Genomic DNA, 17,758 nt, shown 5'->3' with positions numbered 1-17,758 from the left:
GGCTGGCGCGGCATCTGCGCTGTTTTGCAACGGCTAAGTCAGAAGCTCGCTGCGCTCGCGCCCACCCCTAACCCCTCCCGCCTGCGGGAGGGGAATGTCTTGGATTGGCCAGAAACAGCCTCATAGCTACACCATCTCGCCCGTCAGCAGGCGCGGCAGCGCGCCGGATTGTCCCCGCGCCTCCGCCATGAAGCGGTTCTTGAGCAGCGACGTGCGCTGCACCGCCGCCAGCCCGGCGCGGCGGACCAGCGAGGGAATGCGCCCCGGCACGTCGAACAGCCGGACAAGCCCGTCCATCGCCACGCTGGTCATCATCGCGTCCAGGCCCCGCCAGCGCTGATAGCGGGCGAGCAATTGCGCGTCGCCCGGATCGAGACCGAGGCGCATGCCCTCCACCAGCACCTCCACCAGCGCGGCGACATCGCGGAAGCCGAGATTGAGCCCCTGCCCCGCAATCGGGTGGATCGCATGGGCGCTGTCGCCCACCAGCGCGAGCCGCGTGTCGGTGATCCGCGCCGCATGGTGGAACCCAAGCGGATAGCTGGAGCGCGGCCCGGCCAGCGCGATCTCGCCCAGGAAGCCGCCCATGCGCTTCTGCGCCTCCGCCAGCCAGGCCCGTTCGGACAGCTTGAGCATGGCGGGAGCCTGCTCGGTCGGCACGGTCCAGACAATGGCGGAGCGGGTGCCCGGCAGCATCGGCAGCAGCGCGAAGGGGCCGCCGGGATAGAATATCTCATAGGCCGTGTTGGCGTGCGGCACGGCATGGTCGATGGCCGTCACCATCGCGACATGCCTGTAGTTCCAGCGCGTGGTGCGGATGCCTGCCGCCTCCCGGGTCGGGCTGTTGCGGCCCTCCGCCGCGACCAGCAGCGCGCCGTGGAGGGTTTCGCCGCTGGCCAGGGTCAGCGTCACGCCGTCGGCGTTGCGGTCGACATGCAGCGCCCGGTCGGGCTGGAAGCGGGTGAGATTGTCCGCCTTTTCCGCCGTTTGCGCCAGGGCGACGCGCAGGTCGCGATTGGGGAACATGATCCCCATCACGCCGTCATCCGCGTCCGGCGCGAAGTCGAGCGCGCCCGGCTCCAGCCCGTCGCTGACCCAGATGCGGTCGATGGGGCAACCCTTGCCGTCCAGATGGTCTGCCACGCCTATGGCCGACAGCATGGCGAAACTGGTGGAACTGATGGCCGAAACCCGCCCGTCGAAACCGGCGGCGGTGGTCTCAACCGGATTGGCCGGATCGATCACGGCGCAGCGCACGCCATGGCCGGAAAGCGCGATGCCAAGGGTCAGGCCGACCAGGCCACCGCCCAGAATGACGACGTCGAAGCGTTGCATGAGGGCGGTTCTAGGCGCTTGGGCCAGGAATGGGAAGGGCGACAAAACGCCCCCCTCTCCTCCGTTCGCCCTGAGCTTGTCGACCCGAAGGGCGGCGATAGCCAACGGTTCCACTTTCTTTGAAGAAAAGTGAAGGGCTTCAACAGGCTCAGCCCGAACGGAGGAGGGGTATGTTGATCCGTTACAGCTTCCGCACCCAGTTGGCCGGATCGGCCACCGTGCCGCGCTGGATGCCGGTGAGGTCGGCGCGCAGCGCTTCGGTCACGATGCCGCCGTCGCCATTGCCGATGGTAAAGTCGCCATCGACGCTCTTGACCGTGCCGATGGCCGTCACGACCGCTGCCGTGCCGCAGGCGAAGGCCTCCCGCAGCTTGCCGCTGGCGGCGTCGGCGCGCCACTGGGCGAAGCTGTAGGGTTCCTCGCGCACCTCATGCCCCTTGGCGCGGGCGAGCGAGAGGATGCTGTTGCGGGTGATGCCCGGCAGGATCGTGCCGGACAGCGGCGGGGTGACGATGGACCCGTCGTCCATCACGAAGAAGACGTTCATGCCGCCCAGTTCCTCGACCCACTTGTTCTCGGCGGCGTCGAGGAAGACGACCTGGTCGCAGCCATGCTGGATCGCTTCCTTCTGCGCCACCAGCGAGGCGGCGTAATTGCCGCCGCATTTCGCAGCGCCGGTGCCGCCGCGCGCCGCGCGGGTGAAATGTTCCGACACCCAGAGCGTGACCGCCTTCTTCCCGCCCTTGAAATAGGCGCCGGCGGGCGAGGCGATGACGCAGAAAATATACTCGTTCGCCGGGCGCACGCCCAGGAAGGTCTCGCTCGCGAACATGAAGGGGCGCAGGTACAGGCTGCCCTCCCCGCCCGGAATCCAGTCGGCGTCGATCTTCACCAGTTCCTCGACCGCTTCCAGGAAGAGGTCCTCCGGCAAAGCGGGCATGGCCATACGCTCGGCCGACTCAGCGAAGCGGCGCGCATTTTCCTCCGGCCGGAACATGGCGATGCTGCCGTCCTCCAGACGATAGGCCTTCATCCCTTCGAAAATTTCCTGCGCATAGTGCAGCACGGCACAGGCCGGATCTAGCTGGAAGGGTTCGCGGGGGCCGATGGCGTGGCTGTGCCAGCCCTGCCCTTCCGTATAGCGAATCGTCACCATATGGTCGGTGAAGAGCTTTCCGAAGCCGGGGTCCGCCAGCAATACCGCGCGCTGGTCAGCCGACACAGCCTTGCTGCTGCGGGTGACGGTGAAGCGCGATGTCTGCTGGACGTCCATGACGAAAAACTCCTTTGGGTTGGACGCGCCGCCTATGTCACAGATGGCGGCGCGAAACAAACGGTCAATATTGCTGACCCATGTAGCCGCCCATAGCCGATCCGATGGGGGTGGCATCTTGGCGCTGGAGCGCGGCGGGGCTATCGCTGCGCCATGCACTTTTTTTCCGACAATGCGACGCCGGTCTGTCCGGAGGTGATGGCGGCCATCGCAGCCGCCGACCATGCCGACCATGGCTATGACGGCGATGGCTGGAGCGCCCGGCTGAACGGCGCCTTTTCCGACCTGTTCGGGACGCAGGCGGTGGCGCTGTGGATCGCGACGGGCACGGCGGCGAACAGCATCGCGCTGGCCTGCCTCTGTCCGCCCTATGGCGGCGTGATCTGCCATGAGGAGGCGCATATCGTCGTCGACGAATGCGGCGCGCCCGGCTTCTACACCCATGGAGCGAGCCTGATGGCGCTGCCCGGCGCGGGCGCGAAACTGTCGCCCGATGCCGTGACCGAGCGGCTGAAGGCGATCCGCCCCGATGTGCATCAGGTGCCGGCGCGGGCGATCAGCATTACCCAGGCGACCGAATATGGGCTGGCCTATAGTCCCGAGGAGGTGGCGGCGCTGGGCGATCTGGCGCGGGAATATGGGCTGGGTTTCCACATGGACGGGGCGCGCTTCGCCAATGCGGTGGCGCATCTGGGCTGCCATCCGGGCGATGTGACCTGGCGGGCGGGCGTCGACATACTCTCCTTCGGCTGCGTCAAAAATGGCGGGATGATCGGGGAGGCTCTGGTCTTTTTCGGGGATGGGGCTCAGGCGCGGGCGGCCGAAGCGGCGCGCTGGCGCAAGCGGGCGGGGCATCTCTTCTCCAAGGGGCGCTATCTCGCGGCGCAGGCGCTGGCGATGGTCGAGGGCGACCTCTGGCTGCGCAATGCGCGGGCGGCCAATGCGGCGGCCCGGGCGCTGGCGGAGGGCGCGGCGGGTCGGCTGATGCATCCGGTCGAGGCCAATGAGCTGTTCGTGCGGCTCACCGAAGCGGAAAGGGCGCAGTTGCGGGCGCAGGGCTTCGATTTCTACGATTGGGGCGCGGATGCGGCGCGGCTCGTCACCAACTGGTCGCAGGACGCCGCCAGCGTGCAGCCTCTGGCCGATGCGCTGAGGGCGTTGAAGGGATGAGGCAAGGCAAGGGCGTCGTCCTGCCCTTCATCCTCGTCACGCTGATCTGGAGTTCGACCTGGATCGTCATCCGCGACCAGTTGGGCAGCGTGCCGCCAAGCTGGTCGGTCTGCTACCGCTTCCTGCTGGCCGGGGTGGCGATGGCGATCTTCGCCCGGCTGCGCGGCGTGCCGCTCAGCATCGGCGGCAGGGGGCTGGTCTTTGCGGGCCTGCTGGGCGTGGCGCAGTTCGTGATGAACTTCAACTTCGTCTATCGCGCCGAGCATTTTCTGACATCGGGCGTGGTGGCGGTGGTCTATGCGATGCTGCTGATCCCCAACAGCATCCTTGCCTTCCTCTTCTTCCGCCAGCCGGTGAGCCGGGCTTTCATCGCCGGATCGGTGGTGGCGGTGGCGGGGATCGCGCTGATGCTGGCGCATGAATATCGCGCCGCGAGCGTTCGGCCGGACATGGTGATTCTGGGAGCCGCTTTCTCCGTTGCGGGGCTGCTGAGCGCGTCCGCCGCCAATGTCATGCAGGGGATGGAGATCGCCCGGCGGCTGCCGATGGTGGCGGTGCTGGCCTGGGCGATGCTGATCGGCGCGGGGGTGGATGCGCTGTTCGCCTGGGTTACGACCGGGCCGCCGGTGATCGAGGCGCGATGGAGCTATCTGGCGGGAATCGCCTGGCTGGGGCTGGCCGGATCGGTCGTGACCTTTCCGCTTTATTTCCGGCTGATCCAGAGCATGGGCGCGGGGCGCGCCGCCTATACCAGCGTGCTGATCCCGGTGATCGCGATGCTGATCTCCACGCTGGTGGAGGGCTATCGTTGGACGGCGCTGGCGGGTGCGGGCGCGCTGCTGGCGATAATCGGGATGGTCGTGGCGCTGCGGACGAAGCAGGCTTAACGGCGGACGCCGGGCCGATAGAGCCGCTTCGCCGCGTTCACCCGGTCGATCAGGCTGGCGAGCGGGACTGGCGCGGATGCGGCGCGTTCGGGCAGGGACAGGCTGTTGATGCGCTGGCCAAGGGCGGTGAAGGCGTGATCGAAGCGGTCCATCTCTTTAGTCCCCGAAAGCTGACGGGACAGCCATCGGGCCAGGATGGTTAAGAACGCGTTAGCGATGACCGGGCTTTGCGGCGGAGCGAGTCACAGGCAGGCGCGCAACCCTTGGCGATAGGTGGGATAGCGAGGCGACCAGCCCAGCAACCGCTTGGCCCGACCGTTCGCGACCCGGCGGTTTTCGGCGTAGAAGGACCGGGCCATGGGGGTGAGCTGGGCTTCCTCCAGCGTCAATAGCGGCGGCAGCGGCTGGCCAAGCAGGGCGCAGGCTTCCTCGATCAGCCGGTTCTGCGGGCAGGGCAGGTCGTCCGAAAGATTGTAGATGCCTGGCGGTCCCTGATGAATCGACGCGACGATGCCCGCGCCGATATCGTCGACATGGGCCCGGCTGAACACCTGATCGGGCAGATCGATGCGATGCGCCCGCCCTTCCCGCACGCGATCCAGCACCGAGCGGCCGGGGCCGTAGATACCGGGCAGGCGGAAACGCCGCACATCGGGGCGAAGCGCACCCCAGTCGGCGTCGGCCTGCGCCCGTGCGGCACGGCGACCCTGACGGAGAGGGGTGGCTTCATCGACCCATGCGCCCGCCGCATCGCCATAGACTCCGGTGGAGGAGAGATAGCCTGTCCAGATCGCGGGCGCGGCGGCGATGGCCGCGCCATAGCGGCTGAGGACGGGGTCGGCATCTCCCTCCGGCGGAACGGACGAGAGGATATGGCTGGCCTGCGCGATGGCGGCGCGGACGGCGTCTTCATCATCGAAGGCGAGCGCTTCGGCATCGGCGGTGCGACGGACGCCGGTGACGTGCCAGCCTTCTTCACGAAGGCGGACAGCCAGGCGGGAAGCGGTGTAGCCCTGCCCCAGAATGAGCATATGGGGCATGAAACACTATTCCCTCAGACCGTGAAGCTCTCGCCGCAGCCGCAACTGCCCTTGGCGTTGGGATTGTTGAAGACGAAACCGGCGGTGAAGTCGTCCTCCACCCAGTCCATCGTCGACCCGACCAGATAGAGCACCGACGCGCCGTCGATGTAGAAGGCGCCGCCGGGGGTCTCGATCTTCTCGTCGAACTTCGCTTCCTCGCTCACATAGTCGACCGAATAGGCAAGGCCCGAACAGCCACGGCGCGGGGTCGAAAGCTTGACGCCGATCGTGCCTTCGGGAGCCTGGCTCATCAGGTCGGCGATGCGCTGCTCCGCGCTCGGCGTCAGGATGACGGCGGCGGGGCGGGCTCGGGTCTTGGTCGTCGTTTCGGTCATTTCCGTTCCTTCTTCCCTCCTCCCGCCTGCGGGAGGGGAGAGTGTTACAACATCCCCAGTTCGAGCTTAGCCTCGTCCGACATTTTCTGCGGGTCCCATGGCGGGTCCCAGACGAGGTTCACCTGCGCGTCGCCCACGCCGGGCACCGCGCCGACGCGCAGTTCGACTTCGCCGGGCATGGATTCGGCCACCGGGCAATGCGGCGTGGTCAGCGTCATGGTGACGACGGCATGGCCGTCCTCCGTCACGTCGACGCCGTAGACGAGGCCCAGATCATAGATATTGACCGGAATTTCCGGGTCGTAGATTTCCTTGAGCGCGTCGATGATCGCGTCGTAGAGGCTGCCGCCCGGCTCGCCCTTCGGCGTTTCCGCTGGCTTGGCGTTCAGGAAACCGTCCAGATAGTCGCGCTGGCGCGGTTCTTCCACGCGCGCCTTGGGCGGGGTCTCCACCGCCGCGACCTCTTCCACCAAAATCTTGCGTTCCTCGGTCATCCGAAGATCTTCCTCACTCGTTCAATCCCTTTGACCAGCGCGTCCACGTCGCCCTCGTCGCTATAGATGCCGAAGCTGGCCCGCGCGGTCGCCTCGACGCCCAGATGGCGCATCAGCGGCTGCGCGCAATGATGCCCCGCCCTGATGGCCACGCCCGTTTCGTCCAATATGGTGCCGACATCGTGCGGATGAACCCCCTCGACCTCGAAAGAGAGGATTCCCGCGCTGTCCTGCGGCCCGAAGACGCGGACGCTGTTGAGGCTTTCCAGCGCGGTCCGCGCCTTTCCGACCAAAGCGCATTCATGGGCGTGGATCGCGTCGAGCCCGATGGCCTGCACATAGTCGATCGCCGCCGACAGGCCGACGACGCCCGTGATATGCGGCGTGCCTGCCTCGAAACGCGTCGGCGCGGGGGCATAGGTTGTTTTTTCGAACGTCACCTTGTCGATCATCGACCCGCCCCCCTGATAGGGCGGCATGGCGTCCAGCAGTTCCTTCCGCCCCCAGAGCGCGCCGATGCCGGTCGGGCCGTAGAGCTTGTGCGCGGAAAAGACGTAGAAGTCGCAGTCCAGCGCCTGCACGTCGACGGCGAGGCGCGGCACGGCCTGACAGCCGTCGATCAGGATTTTCGCGCCGACGCTGTGCGCGATGTCGGCGGCGCGGCGGACGTCGAGTACGCTGCCCAGCACGTTCGACACATGGGCCAGCGCAACCATCCTGTGCGCCGGGGTGATCATCGCGGCCATGGCGTCGAGATCGATCCTGCCGTCGGCCGTCAACGGCACCACGTCGATCTGCGCGCCGACTTTCTCGGCTACGATCTGCCAGGGGACGATATTGCTGTGATGTTCCAGCATCGAGAGCAGGATGCGGTCGCCGGCTTTGAGCTGCGTCCCCGCCCAGCTTTGCGCGACCAGATTGATGCCCTCGGTCGCGCCGCGAACATAGACGATCTCGCTGTCCGACCGCGCGCCGAGGAAGCTGGCGACCTTGCGCCGCGCCGCTTCATAGGCGAGCGTCATATTGGCGGAACGCTCATAGACGCCGCGATGGACGGTGGCGTAATCCGGCCCATAGGCGCGGGCGATGGCGTCGATCACCGCATGGGGCTTCTGCGCGGTGGCGGCGCTGTCGAGATAATGCCAGTTGCCCCCCTCACTATTCAAAAGGCCGGGGAAGTCGTCGCGCAGCCGCAGCGCTTGGGCGAGGTCGTTCATACCAGTGCCTCCAGCTTGGCGAGCGCGGCGGCTTCAAGGCCGTCCTTCACCGCTTCATCAGCCACATCGTCGAACACCCCCGCGACAAAGGCCTTCAGCAACAGCGTCTTGGCCGTCGCCGGGTCCATGCCGCGGCTGGCCATGTAGAACAGCGCCTGCCTGTCCAGTTCGCCCACGGTCGCGCCATGAGCGCATTTCACGTCGTCGGCGTAGATTTCCAGCTCCGGCTTGGCATTGGCCGTGGCGGTGCGGTCGAGCAGCATCGCCTTGACCGACTGGAAGGCATCGGTGCGCTGCGCGTCGCGGGCGACGTTGATGCTGCCCAGATAGCTGCCGGTCGCCCGCTGGCCCAGGATGGAGCGGATCGTCTGGCCGCTGGTCGAGTCCGGCTCGGCATGGGTGACGGCGGTGACGATCTCCAGCACCTGATCGCCGCCGCCGATGATCGCGCCGTTCAGTTCGAAATGGCTACCCTTGCCCAAGGTGACGGTGAAGGTCACGCGACCGAATTTCCCGCCGATATTGAGGACATGGAAGTCGCAGCGCGCCCCGTCCGCGATGCTGATCGCATAGTCATGCACCGCTGCCGCGCCGTCGGCCGCGTCCTGCAACAGATGATGGCGCGCCGTTTCCCCGGCGGCGACATCGATGCGCACAGGCGCAGGCGTGGGCCAGATGGCGGCCAGCGCGTCAAGATCGCTGTAGCGCCATTCTTCGGCCTTGCGCGTGGGAAGGGTGAGAGTGTTCATTCGATAGACCCGTTCGGGCTGTCCGAGCGAGCCACTTGTCTCGCTCGAATGTCGAAGCCCAGTCCTTTCTTCGAAGAAAAATAAGGCCGTTGGCTATTGCCGCCCTCCGGGTCGACAAGCTCAGGGCGAACGGAACCGGGAAGCATCACGCCGCAACCACCTCGGCATAGCCTTCGCGCTCCAGTTCCAGCGCCAGTTCGGGACCACCCGACTTCACGATCCGACCCGCCGCCAGCACATGCACGAAGTCCGGCTTCACATAATCGAGCAGGCGCTGATAATGGGTGATGAGCAGCACCGCCTTGTCGGGCTTGCGCATGATGGCGTTGATGCCCGAACCCACGATCTTGAGCGCGTCAATGTCGAGGCCGGAGTCGGTTTCGTCGAGGATCGCCAGTCTGGGGTCGAGAATGCCCATCTGCACCATTTCGGCGCGCTTCTTTTCGCCGCCGGAAAAGCCGACATTCACCGGACGCTTCAGCATCTCCATGTCGAGGCCCAGCAGACCCGCTTTCTCCTTGGCGAGCTTGATGAACTCGCCGCCCGACAGCGGTTCCTGGCCCCGCGCCTTGCGCTGCGAATTGAGGCTCTCGCGCAGGAATTGCAGGTTGGAGACGCCCGGAATCTCGACCGGATATTGGAAACCGAGGAACAGGCCCGCGGCGGCGCGCTCATGCGGTTCCATTTCGAACAGGTCAGCGCCCTCGAAGGTCGCGGTGCCGCCAGTGACCTCATAATTGGGGCGACCGCCCAGCGTATAGGCCAGCGTCGACTTGCCCGCGCCGTTCGGTCCCATGATCGCGTGGATTTCGCCCGCCTTGATGGAGAGCGACAGGCCTTTCAGGATCGCCTTGCCGTCGATTTCGTTGGTGAGATTGTCGATCGTCAGCATCTTTTATCCCTTATGCGCGCGCTGGAGCGTGCGCGCTGTCCAGAAGGCCATGTCCCGCACATCGCCCGGCGCGGGGAACAGCGTGTCGATATGCCGCTTGATCGGCATATAGGGCCACCAGTCGGCGCCGGGTTCGGGCGCGCCCTTTTCCAGCACGCCGGTCACGAACTCCGTCACCGGACCCATGCGGGCGAGGTTGGGGGCCTTGGCCTTGTGGAAGGCCTTGTCGGACTTGAGCTTCTCGGTGAAGGCGAGATCGCCCTTTTCCAGCGCGGCGCGGCATTCGGCCTGATAGGCGTCGAGATCGCCAAAATCCTTGGCGGCGCGGGCCTGAAGCTCGCCCTCTTCCAGCTCATAATCTTCGGTCAGGATGCGGATCGCGGCGGTCCATGCCTGGCCGTTGCCGACATCCTCCGCGAAATCGGCAAGGGCATCCTGAATATCGTCTTCGTCGCTCAAGAGTCTTGGTCCTCTAAAAGCCCCTCCCCTTCAGGGGAGGGGTTGGGGTGGGGGCTCGCCCAACGATCCGGCGCCTGTTGGAGCGCGCTAAGGATGGTTTCGCAAACCCCATCGACATTGTGCATCACCTCCTGATTGGCGATGCGGATGATGCGGTGGCCCAATGCGTTCAGCGTCGTATCGCGCGCCTTGTCCTCTTCTGCCCTATGCGTATCGCCATCGACTTCGACGATCAGCGCCTTTTGCGAGCAGAGGAAGTCGACGATGAAGGGACCGATCACGGACTGACGGCGGAATTTATAGCCGCCGAGCTGCGAGCGGGAGAGTTTTGCCCAGAGGCGCTTTTCCGGTTCTGTCGGCTCGCGGCGCATTTCGTGGGCGAAGCCTGCCAATTGAGCGAGGCGACCAGCGGAGAGCCCCCACCCCCGGCCCCTCCCCTGAAGGGGAGGGGAGTTTAGGCGTGCGGCTTGATCGAGAGGGTTCAGGCTCCTCAACCGACCGACCCCTCCAGCGAAATGCCCAGCAGTTTCTGCGCCTCGACGGCGAACTCCATGGGGAGCTGCTGCAGCACCTCGCGCGCGAAGCCGTTGACGATCAGGCTGACCGCCGCCTCCTGATCCAGCCCGCGCTGCATCGCGTAGAACAACTGATCATCGCTGATCTTGCTGGTGGTCGCCTCATGCTCGATCTGCGCGCTCGGGTTGCGCACCTCGATATAGGGGACCGTGTGCGCGCCGCACTGGTCGCCCAGCAGCAGGCTGTCGCACTGGGTGAAGTTGCGCACGCCCTCCGCGCCCGGCGCGACGCGCACCAGCCCGCGATAGGTGTTGTTAGACCGCCCGGCGCTGATCCCCTTGGACACGATGGTCGAACGCGACCCCTTGCCATTGTGGATCATCTTGGTGCCGGTGTCGGCCTGTTGCAGATTGTTGGTCAGCGCCACAGAGTAGAACTCGCCCACGCTATTCTCGCCGTTCAGCACGCAGCTTGGATATTTCCAGGTGATGGCGGAGCCGGTTTCCACCTGGGTCCAGCTCACCTTCGAGTTACGGCCCTGGCAAAGCGCCCGCTTGGTCACGAAATTATAGATGCCGCCTTTGCCGTTCTCGTCGCCGGGGTACCAGTTCTGGACGGTCGAATATTTGATCTCCGCATCGTCCAGCGCGACCAGTTCCACGACCGCCGCGTGAAGCTGATTCTCGTCGCGCATCGGCGCGGTGCAGCCTTCGAGATAGGAGACGTAGCTCCCCTCATCCGCGACGATCAGCGTGCGTTCGAACTGGCCCGTATTCTCCGCGTTGATGCGGAAATAGGTGGAAAGCTCCATCGGACAGCGCACCCCCTTGGGGATGTAGACGAAGGTGCCGTCGGAAAAGACCGCGCAATTGAGCGTCGCGAAATAATTGTCGTGCATCGGCACGACCTTGCCCAGCCACTTCTTCACAAGGTCCGGATATTCGCGCACCGCCTCGCTGATCGAGCGGAAGATGACGCCCGCTTCCTCCAGCTCCTTGCGGAAGGTGGTGGCGACCGAGACGCTGTCGAACACCGCGTCGACCGCCACCTTGCGGCTGTTCTTCACCCCCGCCAGCACTTCCTGCTCAGCAATGGGGATGCCCAGCTTCTCATAGGTGGCGCGAATCTCCGGATCGAGTTCGTCCAGCGACTCCAGCTCCGCCTTCTTCTTCGGCTCGGCGTAATAATAAGCGTCCTGATAGTCGATCGGCGGGATGTTGAGCTTGGCCCACTCCGGCGCTTCCATCTCCTGCCACATGCGGAACGCCTTCAGCCGCCATTCCAGCAGCCATTCGGGCTCCTTCTTCTTGGCGGAGATGAAGCGGACCGTGTCCTCGTTCAGCCCCTTGGGCGCGAAATCCTGCTCGATGGCGGAGGACCAGCCATGTTCGTAGGTGGAGGCGCGCTCGGCGGCCTCCTGCGCTTCGAGGTTGCGAACGGTGGTGGCTTCTTCGGTCATAGCGTCTGCTCTGCAACTCGTTTCTCGACTTCGCCCGAAACGAACGGAGGCGGGGTGACTTCTCTGGCGAGGCTGGCGATGGTGACGGCGGCGAGCGCCGACCGGATCGCATTGTTCGCCACATTCATGTGCGGACGGACGCGGCAGTCCTGCTCCAGCGAGCAGTCATGCGCGCCCATTTCGGTGCAGGCGGTCATGGCGATGGGGCCTTCCACCGCCTCCAGCACATCGGCCAGGGTGATCGCGGCGGGCGGGCGGCTGAGGCGCACGCCGCCGCCGGTCCCCCGGCTCGATTCGAGCAGTCCGGCGGCCGACAGGCGGCTCACCAGCTTCTGCGCGGTGGGCAGGGGAATGCCGGTTTCGGCGGAGAGCGTGGTCGCGTTCATCTTCACATATTTGTTGGTCGCAGGGTCCAGCCCAGCGCCCGCCCCGCAATGGCGGGCGGCGGCGGACATCAGCACCACGGCATAATCTGCGAAACTCGAAAGCCTCATGACCTGCGTCTTGCGAACCATTCTCAAATCGGATCGAATCAATCCGATTGCGCATGTGGTCCCGCCCGCGCCCGGAATCAAGGCATTTTTGCTTGGGAGGAAGGCTTAGCTGAAACGGTTGATCACGGCCACGTCTCCGCCCAGCGAACGGCGCAGCAGGGTGAGTTGCGCCACGGCGCTGGGTTCGGTCTGCAACTGATGCGGGGTCAGGCCGATGAAATGCTTGATCTCCCGAATGAAATGCGACTGGTCGTAGAACCGACCGTCGTCGCACAGCGCCTGCCAGCTTTCATGATCCAGCGCGATTCGCGCGCTGCATCGAAGCGCCCGATATTTGCGCGCCAGCAGCTTGGGCGGGCAGCCATAATATTTGTTGGTGAGCCGGGCGAGCTGGCGCGGCGAGAGGCCGGTGATGTCGGCCAGCGTCTCGATCCGCGGGGAGCCTTCGCCCATCAGCCAGCCGTCCACCGCCTCCAGCAGACGCCATGTCGCTTCCGGCAGCGGGACCAGCCTTTCCGACAGGAAGGACCAGCAAAGCGCCGCCATCCCCTCCGCATCGTCGGTGGCGCGGAGCCGGTCGAGCAAATCGCGGTAGCCGCCAAGATGCGCCATTTCCTGCACGCGATCCGTGAGCGTGCTGGCATCCCCCCCATGCAGGGCGATCCATCCCGCCGGCAGCAGCGAAATGCCGACCACCCGGCCCGGCCCCGTCAGTTCGAAGCGGGTCGCGCCCATGGTCGGACCCAAAAGGCAGACTTCGGGCGTCGGCAATATCGTTCCGTCGTGGAAATGATAATTGCCGCTATTGTCCAGCATGAAGCGAAGTTGCGGTACGTCGGCGCGTGTCACATCCGAATAATGTTCGGCCGTTTCGGTAAAGATATAAAGCGAACCGAAATAGGCGTTGAGTTGTTCGGGCGGCGCGAAATAGCGCAACCGCACCGGTCCCTGTGCCGCGTCGACGGTATAGGACAGCGGCGCATGACCATCTCTTGCCGTGATATTCGACGCCCCCCCGGGCGCCCCGCCTTTATGCGACCGCATATTTCACCCCAGCACGCAATATGCGCCATCGGGGTGAAGGTGCAAGGGCTATGCTTGACGGGATGCCACTTTCCGTCTTGTCCGGAGACGATGAACGGGGGTTCCCGTAAAAACGACCCGGCGGTTTTCACCGCCGGGTCAGGAAAAGGTCTCGTCAGCCATATGGCCTAGAGCCTTCGGGTCGCAGGACTCTCTTACGTCCGAATCGGGGAAATTTTATTGGATGGATCGGACATCGGCCGGACCAAAACGGGACGAATCCACGGAATCTTGTTAAGAAATGCCGTTCCTTCCTTACTGTTGCCGCGTTGCAACAGCGACTCGACGCCGGGCGTCCGCGCTGGCATAGCGCGGCCATGTCGTACCGCCTGATCCGCCCCCTGTTTTTCGCTCTGGACGCCGAGCGCGCCCATCATCTGTCCATCAAGATGCTGCGCCTGATGCCGGCGCCGCCTGCGCTGGAACCCGATTCGATGCTGGCGCAGACCGTGGCGGGCATCGCCTTTCCCAATCCGGTGGGCCTGGCGGCGGGTTATGACAAGGAAGGACTGGTCGCGCACAAGATGCACGGGCTGGGCTTCGGCTTTGCCGAGTTGGGGACGCTGACCCCCCTGCCCCAGCAGGGCAATCCCCTGCCCCGGCTGTTCCGCCTGGCGGAGGATCGGGCGGTGATCAACCGCATGGGCTTCAACAATGGCGGCCAGGCGGCGGCGGCGGAACGGATCGCCAAGCGCAGGCGGCCGGGCGGCCCCGTCATCGGCATCAACATCGGCGCCAACAAGGATGCGGCCGACCGGATAGCGGACTATGCCACCGGCGTCACCTGCATGGCCCCGCTGGCCGATTATCTGACGGTCAATATCTCCTCCCCCAACACGCCGGGATTGCGCGCGCTTCAGGACCGGGCGGCGCTGGACCAGTTGCTGGGCGCGGTCATGGCGGCGCGGGGGGCGAATCGGACGCCGGTCTTCCTGAAGGTGGCCCCGGACCTGGAGCCCGACGATGTGGAGGATATTGCCGCCGCCTGCATCGACCACAGGATCGACGCGCTGATCGTGTCCAACACCACCATTTCCCGGCCGTCGCTGCAGTCTCCGCTGGCGGGGGAGGCTGGCGGCCTGTCCGGCGCGCCGCTGCACGATCTGGCGCTGCAAAGGCTGCGCGACTTCCGCCGGGCGCTGGGCACGCGGCTGCCGCTGATCGGCGTGGGCGGGATCGCCACGGCGGACCAGGCCTATGCCCGCATCCGGGCGGGGGCCAGCCTGATCCAGCTCTACAGCGCCCTGGTCTATGAGGGGCCTTATCTCGCCCGGCGGATCAATGCCGGGATCAAGGCGCTGATGGCGCGCGACGGCGTGGGGAATATCAGCGAGATAGTGGGTATCGACGCCTGATCCGTCCTATGGGTTGCGAACCGCAACGCAGCGACTAGGGTGCCGGACATGACTTTTCGCCTTTCCGGCCTGCTGGCTGCCTTCACCCTTCATGCCCTTTCCCCCTCTCCGCTCGCCGCGCGGGAGCCGGTCGCGGTCAACGCCACCGTGTCCGCCGCCGATCCCCGGGCGGCGGAGGCGGGGCAGGAAATATTGCGCAAGGGCGGCAGCGCCACCGACGCCGCCATCGCCATGATGCTGACGCTGAACGTCGTGGAGCCGCATAATAGCGGCATCGGCGGCGGCGGATTCCTGATGCATCATGATGGGCGGACCGGCGTGCTGGAATCGATCGACGGGCGGGAGACGGCTCCCGCGGCGGCGCGGCCCGACCGTTTCATGGGGGCGGACGGCCAGCCCCTCTCCTTCCGCGAAGCCTGGCCGGGCGGCTATTCCGTCGGCGTGCCCGGCAATGTCCGCCTTGCCTGGGACGCGCATCGCAAATGGGGCAAGCTGCCCTGGGCGGAGCTGTTCCAGCCCGCCATCCGCTTTGCCGAACAGGGATTCGAGGTGCGCCAGCGGCTCGACACGGCGATGAAAGCGGTTGCCCCGGTCTGGGCCGATTTTCCGGAAATCCAGAAATATTTCTGGATCGACGGCAAGCCGGCGCCGATGGGCACGATCCTCAAGAATCCGCCGCTTGCCGCGCTGTTCAAGCGGATCGCGGCGGAGGGACCGGATGCCTTCTATCGGGGCGACAATGCCCGGATGATGGCCGAAACCGTCACCAACGCGCCGAAAAACCCGGTGCCGATGACGGAGGCCGACCTCGCCGCCTATCGGGCGAAGCCGCGCAAGCCCGTCTGCGGCCCCTATCGCGCCTATACGGTCTGCGGCATGGGGCCCGCCTCGGCGGGCGGCATCACCGTCCTGCAGGTGCTGGGCATGGTGGAGCGATTCCCGCTGGCGCAATGGGGCAAGGACGATCCCCGGTCCTGGCATGTCATCGGGGAGGCGATGCGGCTCGCCTATGCCGACCGGGACACCTGGCTGGGCGACCCGGAATTCGTGTCCGTGCCCATCGCGGGGCTGATCGATCCCGGCTATCTGAAGCAGCGTTCGGCGCTGATCGGCATGGGCAGGGCGCTGAACGACTATCGCCCCGGCACGCCGCCGGGTGCGGAGAAGCGCACCGCCGCCCGGCCCCAGCCGGAATCGGGCACCAGCCATTTCGTCGCGGTGGACCGCAATGGCGATATTGCCGCCTGGACCTCCACGATCGAAAGCTTCTTCGGCAGCCAGCTCGTCGCCAATGGCGTGATCCTGAACAATGAACTGACCGATTTCAGCTTCACCCCCGAAAAGGACGGCGCGCCGGTCGCCAACCGGGTCGAGCCGGGCAAGCGGCCGCTGTCGTCCATGTCGCCCACCATCGTCTATGATGCGGCGGGAACCCCGGTCTTCACCATCGGGGCGGCGGGCGGCAGGACCATCATCATGCAGGTCGCCAAGGCGCTGATCGCGCATTTCGACTGGGGGATGTCGGCGCAGGATTCGATCGCCCTGGGATTCCTGTTCTTCGACCGGGACGGTCTGGTCGTGGAACAGGGCACGTCGCTGGAGGGCATGAAGGCGCCGTTGGAGAAGCTGGGGCACAAGGTATCGGTCAGCCGCTTCGGCCTGAAGGCCAATGCGGCGGAGCGGACGGCGGACGGCCATTGGGTCGGCGGCGCCGATCCGCGCAGCCCGGGCGTGTCGTTGCAGGAGTGACGCCCTTTCGGCGCACCCTGTTCGCGCGCGGGAGCATGGTGCTCCGGGCAGGCTACCCCTTCAAATCCAGGCCGGCGACGTTGAACTGGAAGGGGAAGACCTTGTCCTTCGGCCCGACCACCAGGTTCACCTTGATCGTCCGGCTGTCCTTGATCGCGTCATAGGCCCCGGCGGCGGGCAGGACTTCGATACCGTCCTTGTTCTCGGTCATCCGGCCCTTCCATTCATGGGTCTTGCCGTCTTCCGTGACCGCCGTGACCTTGCAGTCCGACAGGTCGCAGGCGAAGGGCGCGCCGACCAGCTTGACCGTCACATCCGCCCCGCCCTCCTGCATGGGCTGGACCAGCAGCACGCCGAAGGTGTCGGCCGCGGTCATGGTCTGGACCGCATTGGCGCTGCCGATATAGGCGACCTTGGGCTTTCCGCCCTCGCCGCCCTCATATTTCCAGACCTGCCCGATCTGGTCGCGCTGCGTCGGTCCCTTGTCCTCGGAGGATGAGCAGGCCGCGATCAGCCCCAGGGCGGCAAGCACCGCTATCGATCGCATCGCGTTTCTCCTTCTGTCCGTTTCGATGTCGGAAGGAGAACGCATGGCCCCTGCGGGGTTTCCCTCCGCTCAGCTATAGCGGGCTGCGGTTTCCCGGATCAGCGCGATCATGTTGGGAATGCCCTGCGTCCGATTGGAGCTCAACTGGTTGCGCAGGTCGAACGGCGCCAGCGCGCCTTCGATGTCCGTGGCGGCGATGGCCGCAGGCGGCTGGTCCTGCACGGTGAGGAGGACGAGCGCGATGATCCCCTTGGTGATCGCCGCATTGCTGTCCGCCAGGAAGTGGAGCCGTCCCCCGCCGGCAGAACCGGCGTCGATCACGGTCGGATAGACCCAGACCGCCGCCGAGCAGCCCCGGACCAGCGTGGCGTCGGTCTTGAGCGCGTCGGGCATCGGCTCCAGCGCCTTGCCCAGATCGATCAGCAGGCGATAGCGGTCGTCGGCATCGAGAAATTCATATTCTTCGACCAGATCGGCAAGGACGGGCAATTGGGTCATGGCCGCCCATATAGGGGTAAAATCGGGCGGGGGAAGGCGGTTTCCGCTGCTGCTCCGTCCCCCTTGAGGCAGGTTGGAGGGCCAGACGGAGCAAGCCGGTCGACCTGTCCGGCAAGGATGGAAGCGACTGCGCCGCCATCACGCCAGCCCCCTGCCCCCGCCCG

At 65.8% G+C, this 17,758-nt stretch carries 20 protein-coding genes; 4 read left to right on the top strand and 16 right to left on the bottom strand.

The window, feature by feature from the left end; all coding sequences use genetic code 11:
• Nucleotides 1-126 precede the first annotated feature (126 nt).
• The gene (locus tag K7W03_RS22895; RefSeq protein ID WP_222887412.1) at nt 127-1,335 is read right to left on the bottom strand and encodes a UbiH/UbiF/VisC/COQ6 family ubiquinone biosynthesis hydroxylase; all 1,209 of its coding nucleotides are present in this window, start codon (nt 1,333-1,335) and stop codon (nt 127-129) included.
• A 181-nt stretch (nt 1,336-1,516) separates the two neighbouring features.
• Nucleotides 1,517-2,608: a branched-chain amino acid aminotransferase gene (locus K7W03_RS22890; protein WP_025549772.1), complete on the bottom strand. Its 1,092-nt coding sequence runs from the start codon at nt 2,606-2,608 to the stop codon at nt 1,517-1,519.
• A 153-nt stretch (nt 2,609-2,761) separates the two neighbouring features.
• Here K7W03_RS22890 and K7W03_RS22885 point away from each other — a divergent pair, with 153 nt between their 5' ends.
• On the top strand, nt 2,762-3,778 hold the full coding sequence (locus tag K7W03_RS22885) for a threonine aldolase family protein (protein ID WP_222887411.1): 1,017 nt from the start codon (nt 2,762-2,764) through the stop codon (nt 3,776-3,778).
• On the top strand, nt 3,775-4,665 hold the full coding sequence (locus tag K7W03_RS22880) for a DMT family transporter (RefSeq protein WP_048576944.1): 891 nt from the start codon (nt 3,775-3,777) through the stop codon (nt 4,663-4,665). Before K7W03_RS22885 ends, K7W03_RS22880 begins: the two co-directional genes overlap by 4 nt.
• On the opposite strand, the gene K7W03_RS22875 is transcribed toward K7W03_RS22880, so the two are convergent.
• From K7W03_RS22875 to K7W03_RS22820, 12 genes are all read right to left on the bottom strand, one after another.
• The gene (locus K7W03_RS22875; protein ID WP_165363314.1) at nt 4,662-4,817 is read right to left on the bottom strand and encodes a hypothetical protein; all 156 of its coding nucleotides are present in this window, start codon (nt 4,815-4,817) and stop codon (nt 4,662-4,664) included. The two genes, K7W03_RS22880 and K7W03_RS22875, sit on opposite strands and share 4 nt — an antisense overlap.
• A gap of 90 nt (nt 4,818-4,907) precedes the next feature.
• Nucleotides 4,908-5,705 carry an SDR family NAD(P)-dependent oxidoreductase gene (locus K7W03_RS22870; RefSeq protein ID WP_222887410.1) on the bottom strand — a complete coding sequence of 266 codons (798 nt, stop codon included), beginning with the start codon at nt 5,703-5,705 and terminating at the stop codon, nt 4,908-4,910.
• 14 nt (nt 5,706-5,719) lie between these two features.
• Complete coding sequence (locus K7W03_RS22865; protein ID WP_044660406.1) at nt 5,720-6,082, bottom strand: HesB/IscA family protein; 363 nt, start codon at nt 6,080-6,082, stop codon at nt 5,720-5,722.
• 44 nt (nt 6,083-6,126) lie between these two features.
• Complete coding sequence (locus tag K7W03_RS22860; protein ID WP_061934842.1) at nt 6,127-6,576, bottom strand: SUF system Fe-S cluster assembly protein; 450 nt, start codon at nt 6,574-6,576, stop codon at nt 6,127-6,129.
• On the bottom strand, nt 6,573-7,793 hold the full coding sequence (locus K7W03_RS22855) for an aminotransferase class V-fold PLP-dependent enzyme (protein WP_222887409.1): 1,221 nt from the start codon (nt 7,791-7,793) through the stop codon (nt 6,573-6,575). The genes K7W03_RS22860 and K7W03_RS22855 overlap by 4 nt, the downstream gene beginning before the upstream one ends.
• On the bottom strand, nt 7,790-8,542 hold the full coding sequence (locus K7W03_RS22850; RefSeq protein WP_176597137.1) for a SufD family Fe-S cluster assembly protein: 753 nt from the start codon (nt 8,540-8,542) through the stop codon (nt 7,790-7,792). The genes K7W03_RS22855 and K7W03_RS22850 overlap by 4 nt, the downstream gene beginning before the upstream one ends.
• A gap of 145 nt (nt 8,543-8,687) precedes the next feature.
• The gene (sufC, locus tag K7W03_RS22845; RefSeq protein WP_222887408.1) at nt 8,688-9,434 is read right to left on the bottom strand and encodes a Fe-S cluster assembly ATPase SufC; all 747 of its coding nucleotides are present in this window, start codon (nt 9,432-9,434) and stop codon (nt 8,688-8,690) included.
• A 3-nt stretch (nt 9,435-9,437) separates the two neighbouring features.
• On the bottom strand, nt 9,438-9,893 hold the full coding sequence (locus tag K7W03_RS22840) for a hypothetical protein (protein WP_103001535.1): 456 nt from the start codon (nt 9,891-9,893) through the stop codon (nt 9,438-9,440).
• The gene (locus tag K7W03_RS22835) at nt 9,890-10,285 is read right to left on the bottom strand and encodes an endonuclease domain-containing protein (RefSeq protein WP_226870427.1); all 396 of its coding nucleotides are present in this window, start codon (nt 10,283-10,285) and stop codon (nt 9,890-9,892) included. Before K7W03_RS22835 ends, K7W03_RS22840 begins: the two co-directional genes overlap by 4 nt.
• Before the next feature lie 98 nt (nt 10,286-10,383).
• On the bottom strand, nt 10,384-11,868 hold the full coding sequence (gene sufB, locus K7W03_RS22830) for a Fe-S cluster assembly protein SufB (protein ID WP_222887406.1): 1,485 nt from the start codon (nt 11,866-11,868) through the stop codon (nt 10,384-10,386).
• Nucleotides 11,865-12,362, bottom strand: coding sequence for an RrF2 family transcriptional regulator (locus K7W03_RS22825; protein ID WP_222887405.1), 498 nt, complete (start codon nt 12,360-12,362; stop codon nt 11,865-11,867). The genes sufB and K7W03_RS22825 overlap by 4 nt, the downstream gene beginning before the upstream one ends.
• Nucleotides 12,363-12,467: 105 nt before the next feature.
• On the bottom strand, nt 12,468-13,298 hold the full coding sequence (locus K7W03_RS22820; protein ID WP_103001541.1) for a helix-turn-helix domain-containing protein: 831 nt from the start codon (nt 13,296-13,298) through the stop codon (nt 12,468-12,470).
• Nucleotides 13,299-13,762: 464 nt separating this feature from the next.
• Between K7W03_RS22820 and K7W03_RS22815 the strand changes: the two genes are divergently transcribed.
• Nucleotides 13,763-14,800 (top strand): quinone-dependent dihydroorotate dehydrogenase, encoded by a 1,038-nt coding sequence (locus K7W03_RS22815; protein ID WP_222887404.1) that lies wholly within the window; start codon nt 13,763-13,765, stop codon nt 14,798-14,800.
• Between the two features lie 48 nt (nt 14,801-14,848).
• Nucleotides 14,849-16,549: a gamma-glutamyltransferase gene (gene ggt / locus K7W03_RS22810; RefSeq protein WP_044660414.1), complete on the top strand. Its 1,701-nt coding sequence runs from the start codon at nt 14,849-14,851 to the stop codon at nt 16,547-16,549.
• A gap of 52 nt (nt 16,550-16,601) precedes the next feature.
• Here the strand turns inward: ggt and K7W03_RS22805 are convergent, their stop codons facing one another.
• Nucleotides 16,602-17,096 carry a hypothetical protein gene (locus K7W03_RS22805; protein WP_061934855.1) on the bottom strand — a complete coding sequence of 165 codons (495 nt, stop codon included), beginning with the start codon at nt 17,094-17,096 and terminating at the stop codon, nt 16,602-16,604.
• 69 nt (nt 17,097-17,165) lie between these two features.
• Nucleotides 17,166-17,594: a SufE family protein gene (locus K7W03_RS22800; protein WP_025549788.1), complete on the bottom strand. Its 429-nt coding sequence runs from the start codon at nt 17,592-17,594 to the stop codon at nt 17,166-17,168.
• Nucleotides 17,595-17,758 lie beyond the last annotated feature (164 nt).

Origin of the sequence: Sphingobium sp. PNB (genome assembly GCF_019873065.1) — a bacterium.
Taxonomy (GTDB): domain Bacteria; phylum Pseudomonadota; class Alphaproteobacteria; order Sphingomonadales; family Sphingomonadaceae; genus Sphingobium; species Sphingobium fuliginis.
The sequence above is the reverse complement of the archived record's forward strand: the minus strand, read 5'-3'. Positions and strand labels throughout refer to the sequence as shown.

Bases quoted from the DNA above. Each gene is read 5' to 3' on its own strand.
- K7W03_RS22895 (WP_222887412.1), bottom strand. From the start codon at position 1,335: ATGCAACGCTTCGACGTCGTCATTCTGGGCGGTGGCCTGGTCGGCCTG.
- K7W03_RS22890 (WP_025549772.1), bottom strand. From the start codon at position 2,608: ATGGACGTCCAGCAGACATCGCGCTTCACCGTCACCCGCAGCAGCAAG.
- K7W03_RS22885 (WP_222887411.1), top strand. From the start codon at position 2,762: ATGCACTTTTTTTCCGACAATGCGACGCCGGTCTGTCCGGAGGTGATG.
- K7W03_RS22880 (WP_048576944.1), top strand. From the start codon at position 3,775: ATGAGGCAAGGCAAGGGCGTCGTCCTGCCCTTCATCCTCGTCACGCTG.
- K7W03_RS22875 (WP_165363314.1), bottom strand. From the start codon at position 4,817: ATGGACCGCTTCGATCACGCCTTCACCGCCCTTGGCCAGCGCATCAAC.
- K7W03_RS22870 (WP_222887410.1), bottom strand. From the start codon at position 5,705: ATGCCCCATATGCTCATTCTGGGGCAGGGCTACACCGCTTCCCGCCTG.
- K7W03_RS22865 (WP_044660406.1), bottom strand. From the start codon at position 6,082: ATGACCGAAACGACGACCAAGACCCGAGCCCGCCCCGCCGCCGTCATC.
- K7W03_RS22860 (WP_061934842.1), bottom strand. From the start codon at position 6,576: ATGACCGAGGAACGCAAGATTTTGGTGGAAGAGGTCGCGGCGGTGGAG.
- K7W03_RS22855 (WP_222887409.1), bottom strand. From the start codon at position 7,793: ATGAACGACCTCGCCCAAGCGCTGCGGCTGCGCGACGACTTCCCCGGC.
- K7W03_RS22850 (WP_176597137.1), bottom strand. From the start codon at position 8,542: ATGAACACTCTCACCCTTCCCACGCGCAAGGCCGAAGAATGGCGCTAC.
- sufC (WP_222887408.1), bottom strand. From the start codon at position 9,434: ATGCTGACGATCGACAATCTCACCAACGAAATCGACGGCAAGGCGATC.
- sufB (WP_222887406.1), bottom strand. From the start codon at position 11,868: ATGACCGAAGAAGCCACCACCGTTCGCAACCTCGAAGCGCAGGAGGCC.
- K7W03_RS22825 (WP_222887405.1), bottom strand. From the start codon at position 12,362: ATGAGGCTTTCGAGTTTCGCAGATTATGCCGTGGTGCTGATGTCCGCC.
- K7W03_RS22815 (WP_222887404.1), top strand. From the start codon at position 13,763: ATGTCGTACCGCCTGATCCGCCCCCTGTTTTTCGCTCTGGACGCCGAG.
- ggt (WP_044660414.1), top strand. From the start codon at position 14,849: ATGACTTTTCGCCTTTCCGGCCTGCTGGCTGCCTTCACCCTTCATGCC.
- K7W03_RS22805 (WP_061934855.1), bottom strand. From the start codon at position 17,096: ATGCGATCGATAGCGGTGCTTGCCGCCCTGGGGCTGATCGCGGCCTGC.
- K7W03_RS22800 (WP_025549788.1), bottom strand. From the start codon at position 17,594: ATGACCCAATTGCCCGTCCTTGCCGATCTGGTCGAAGAATATGAATTT.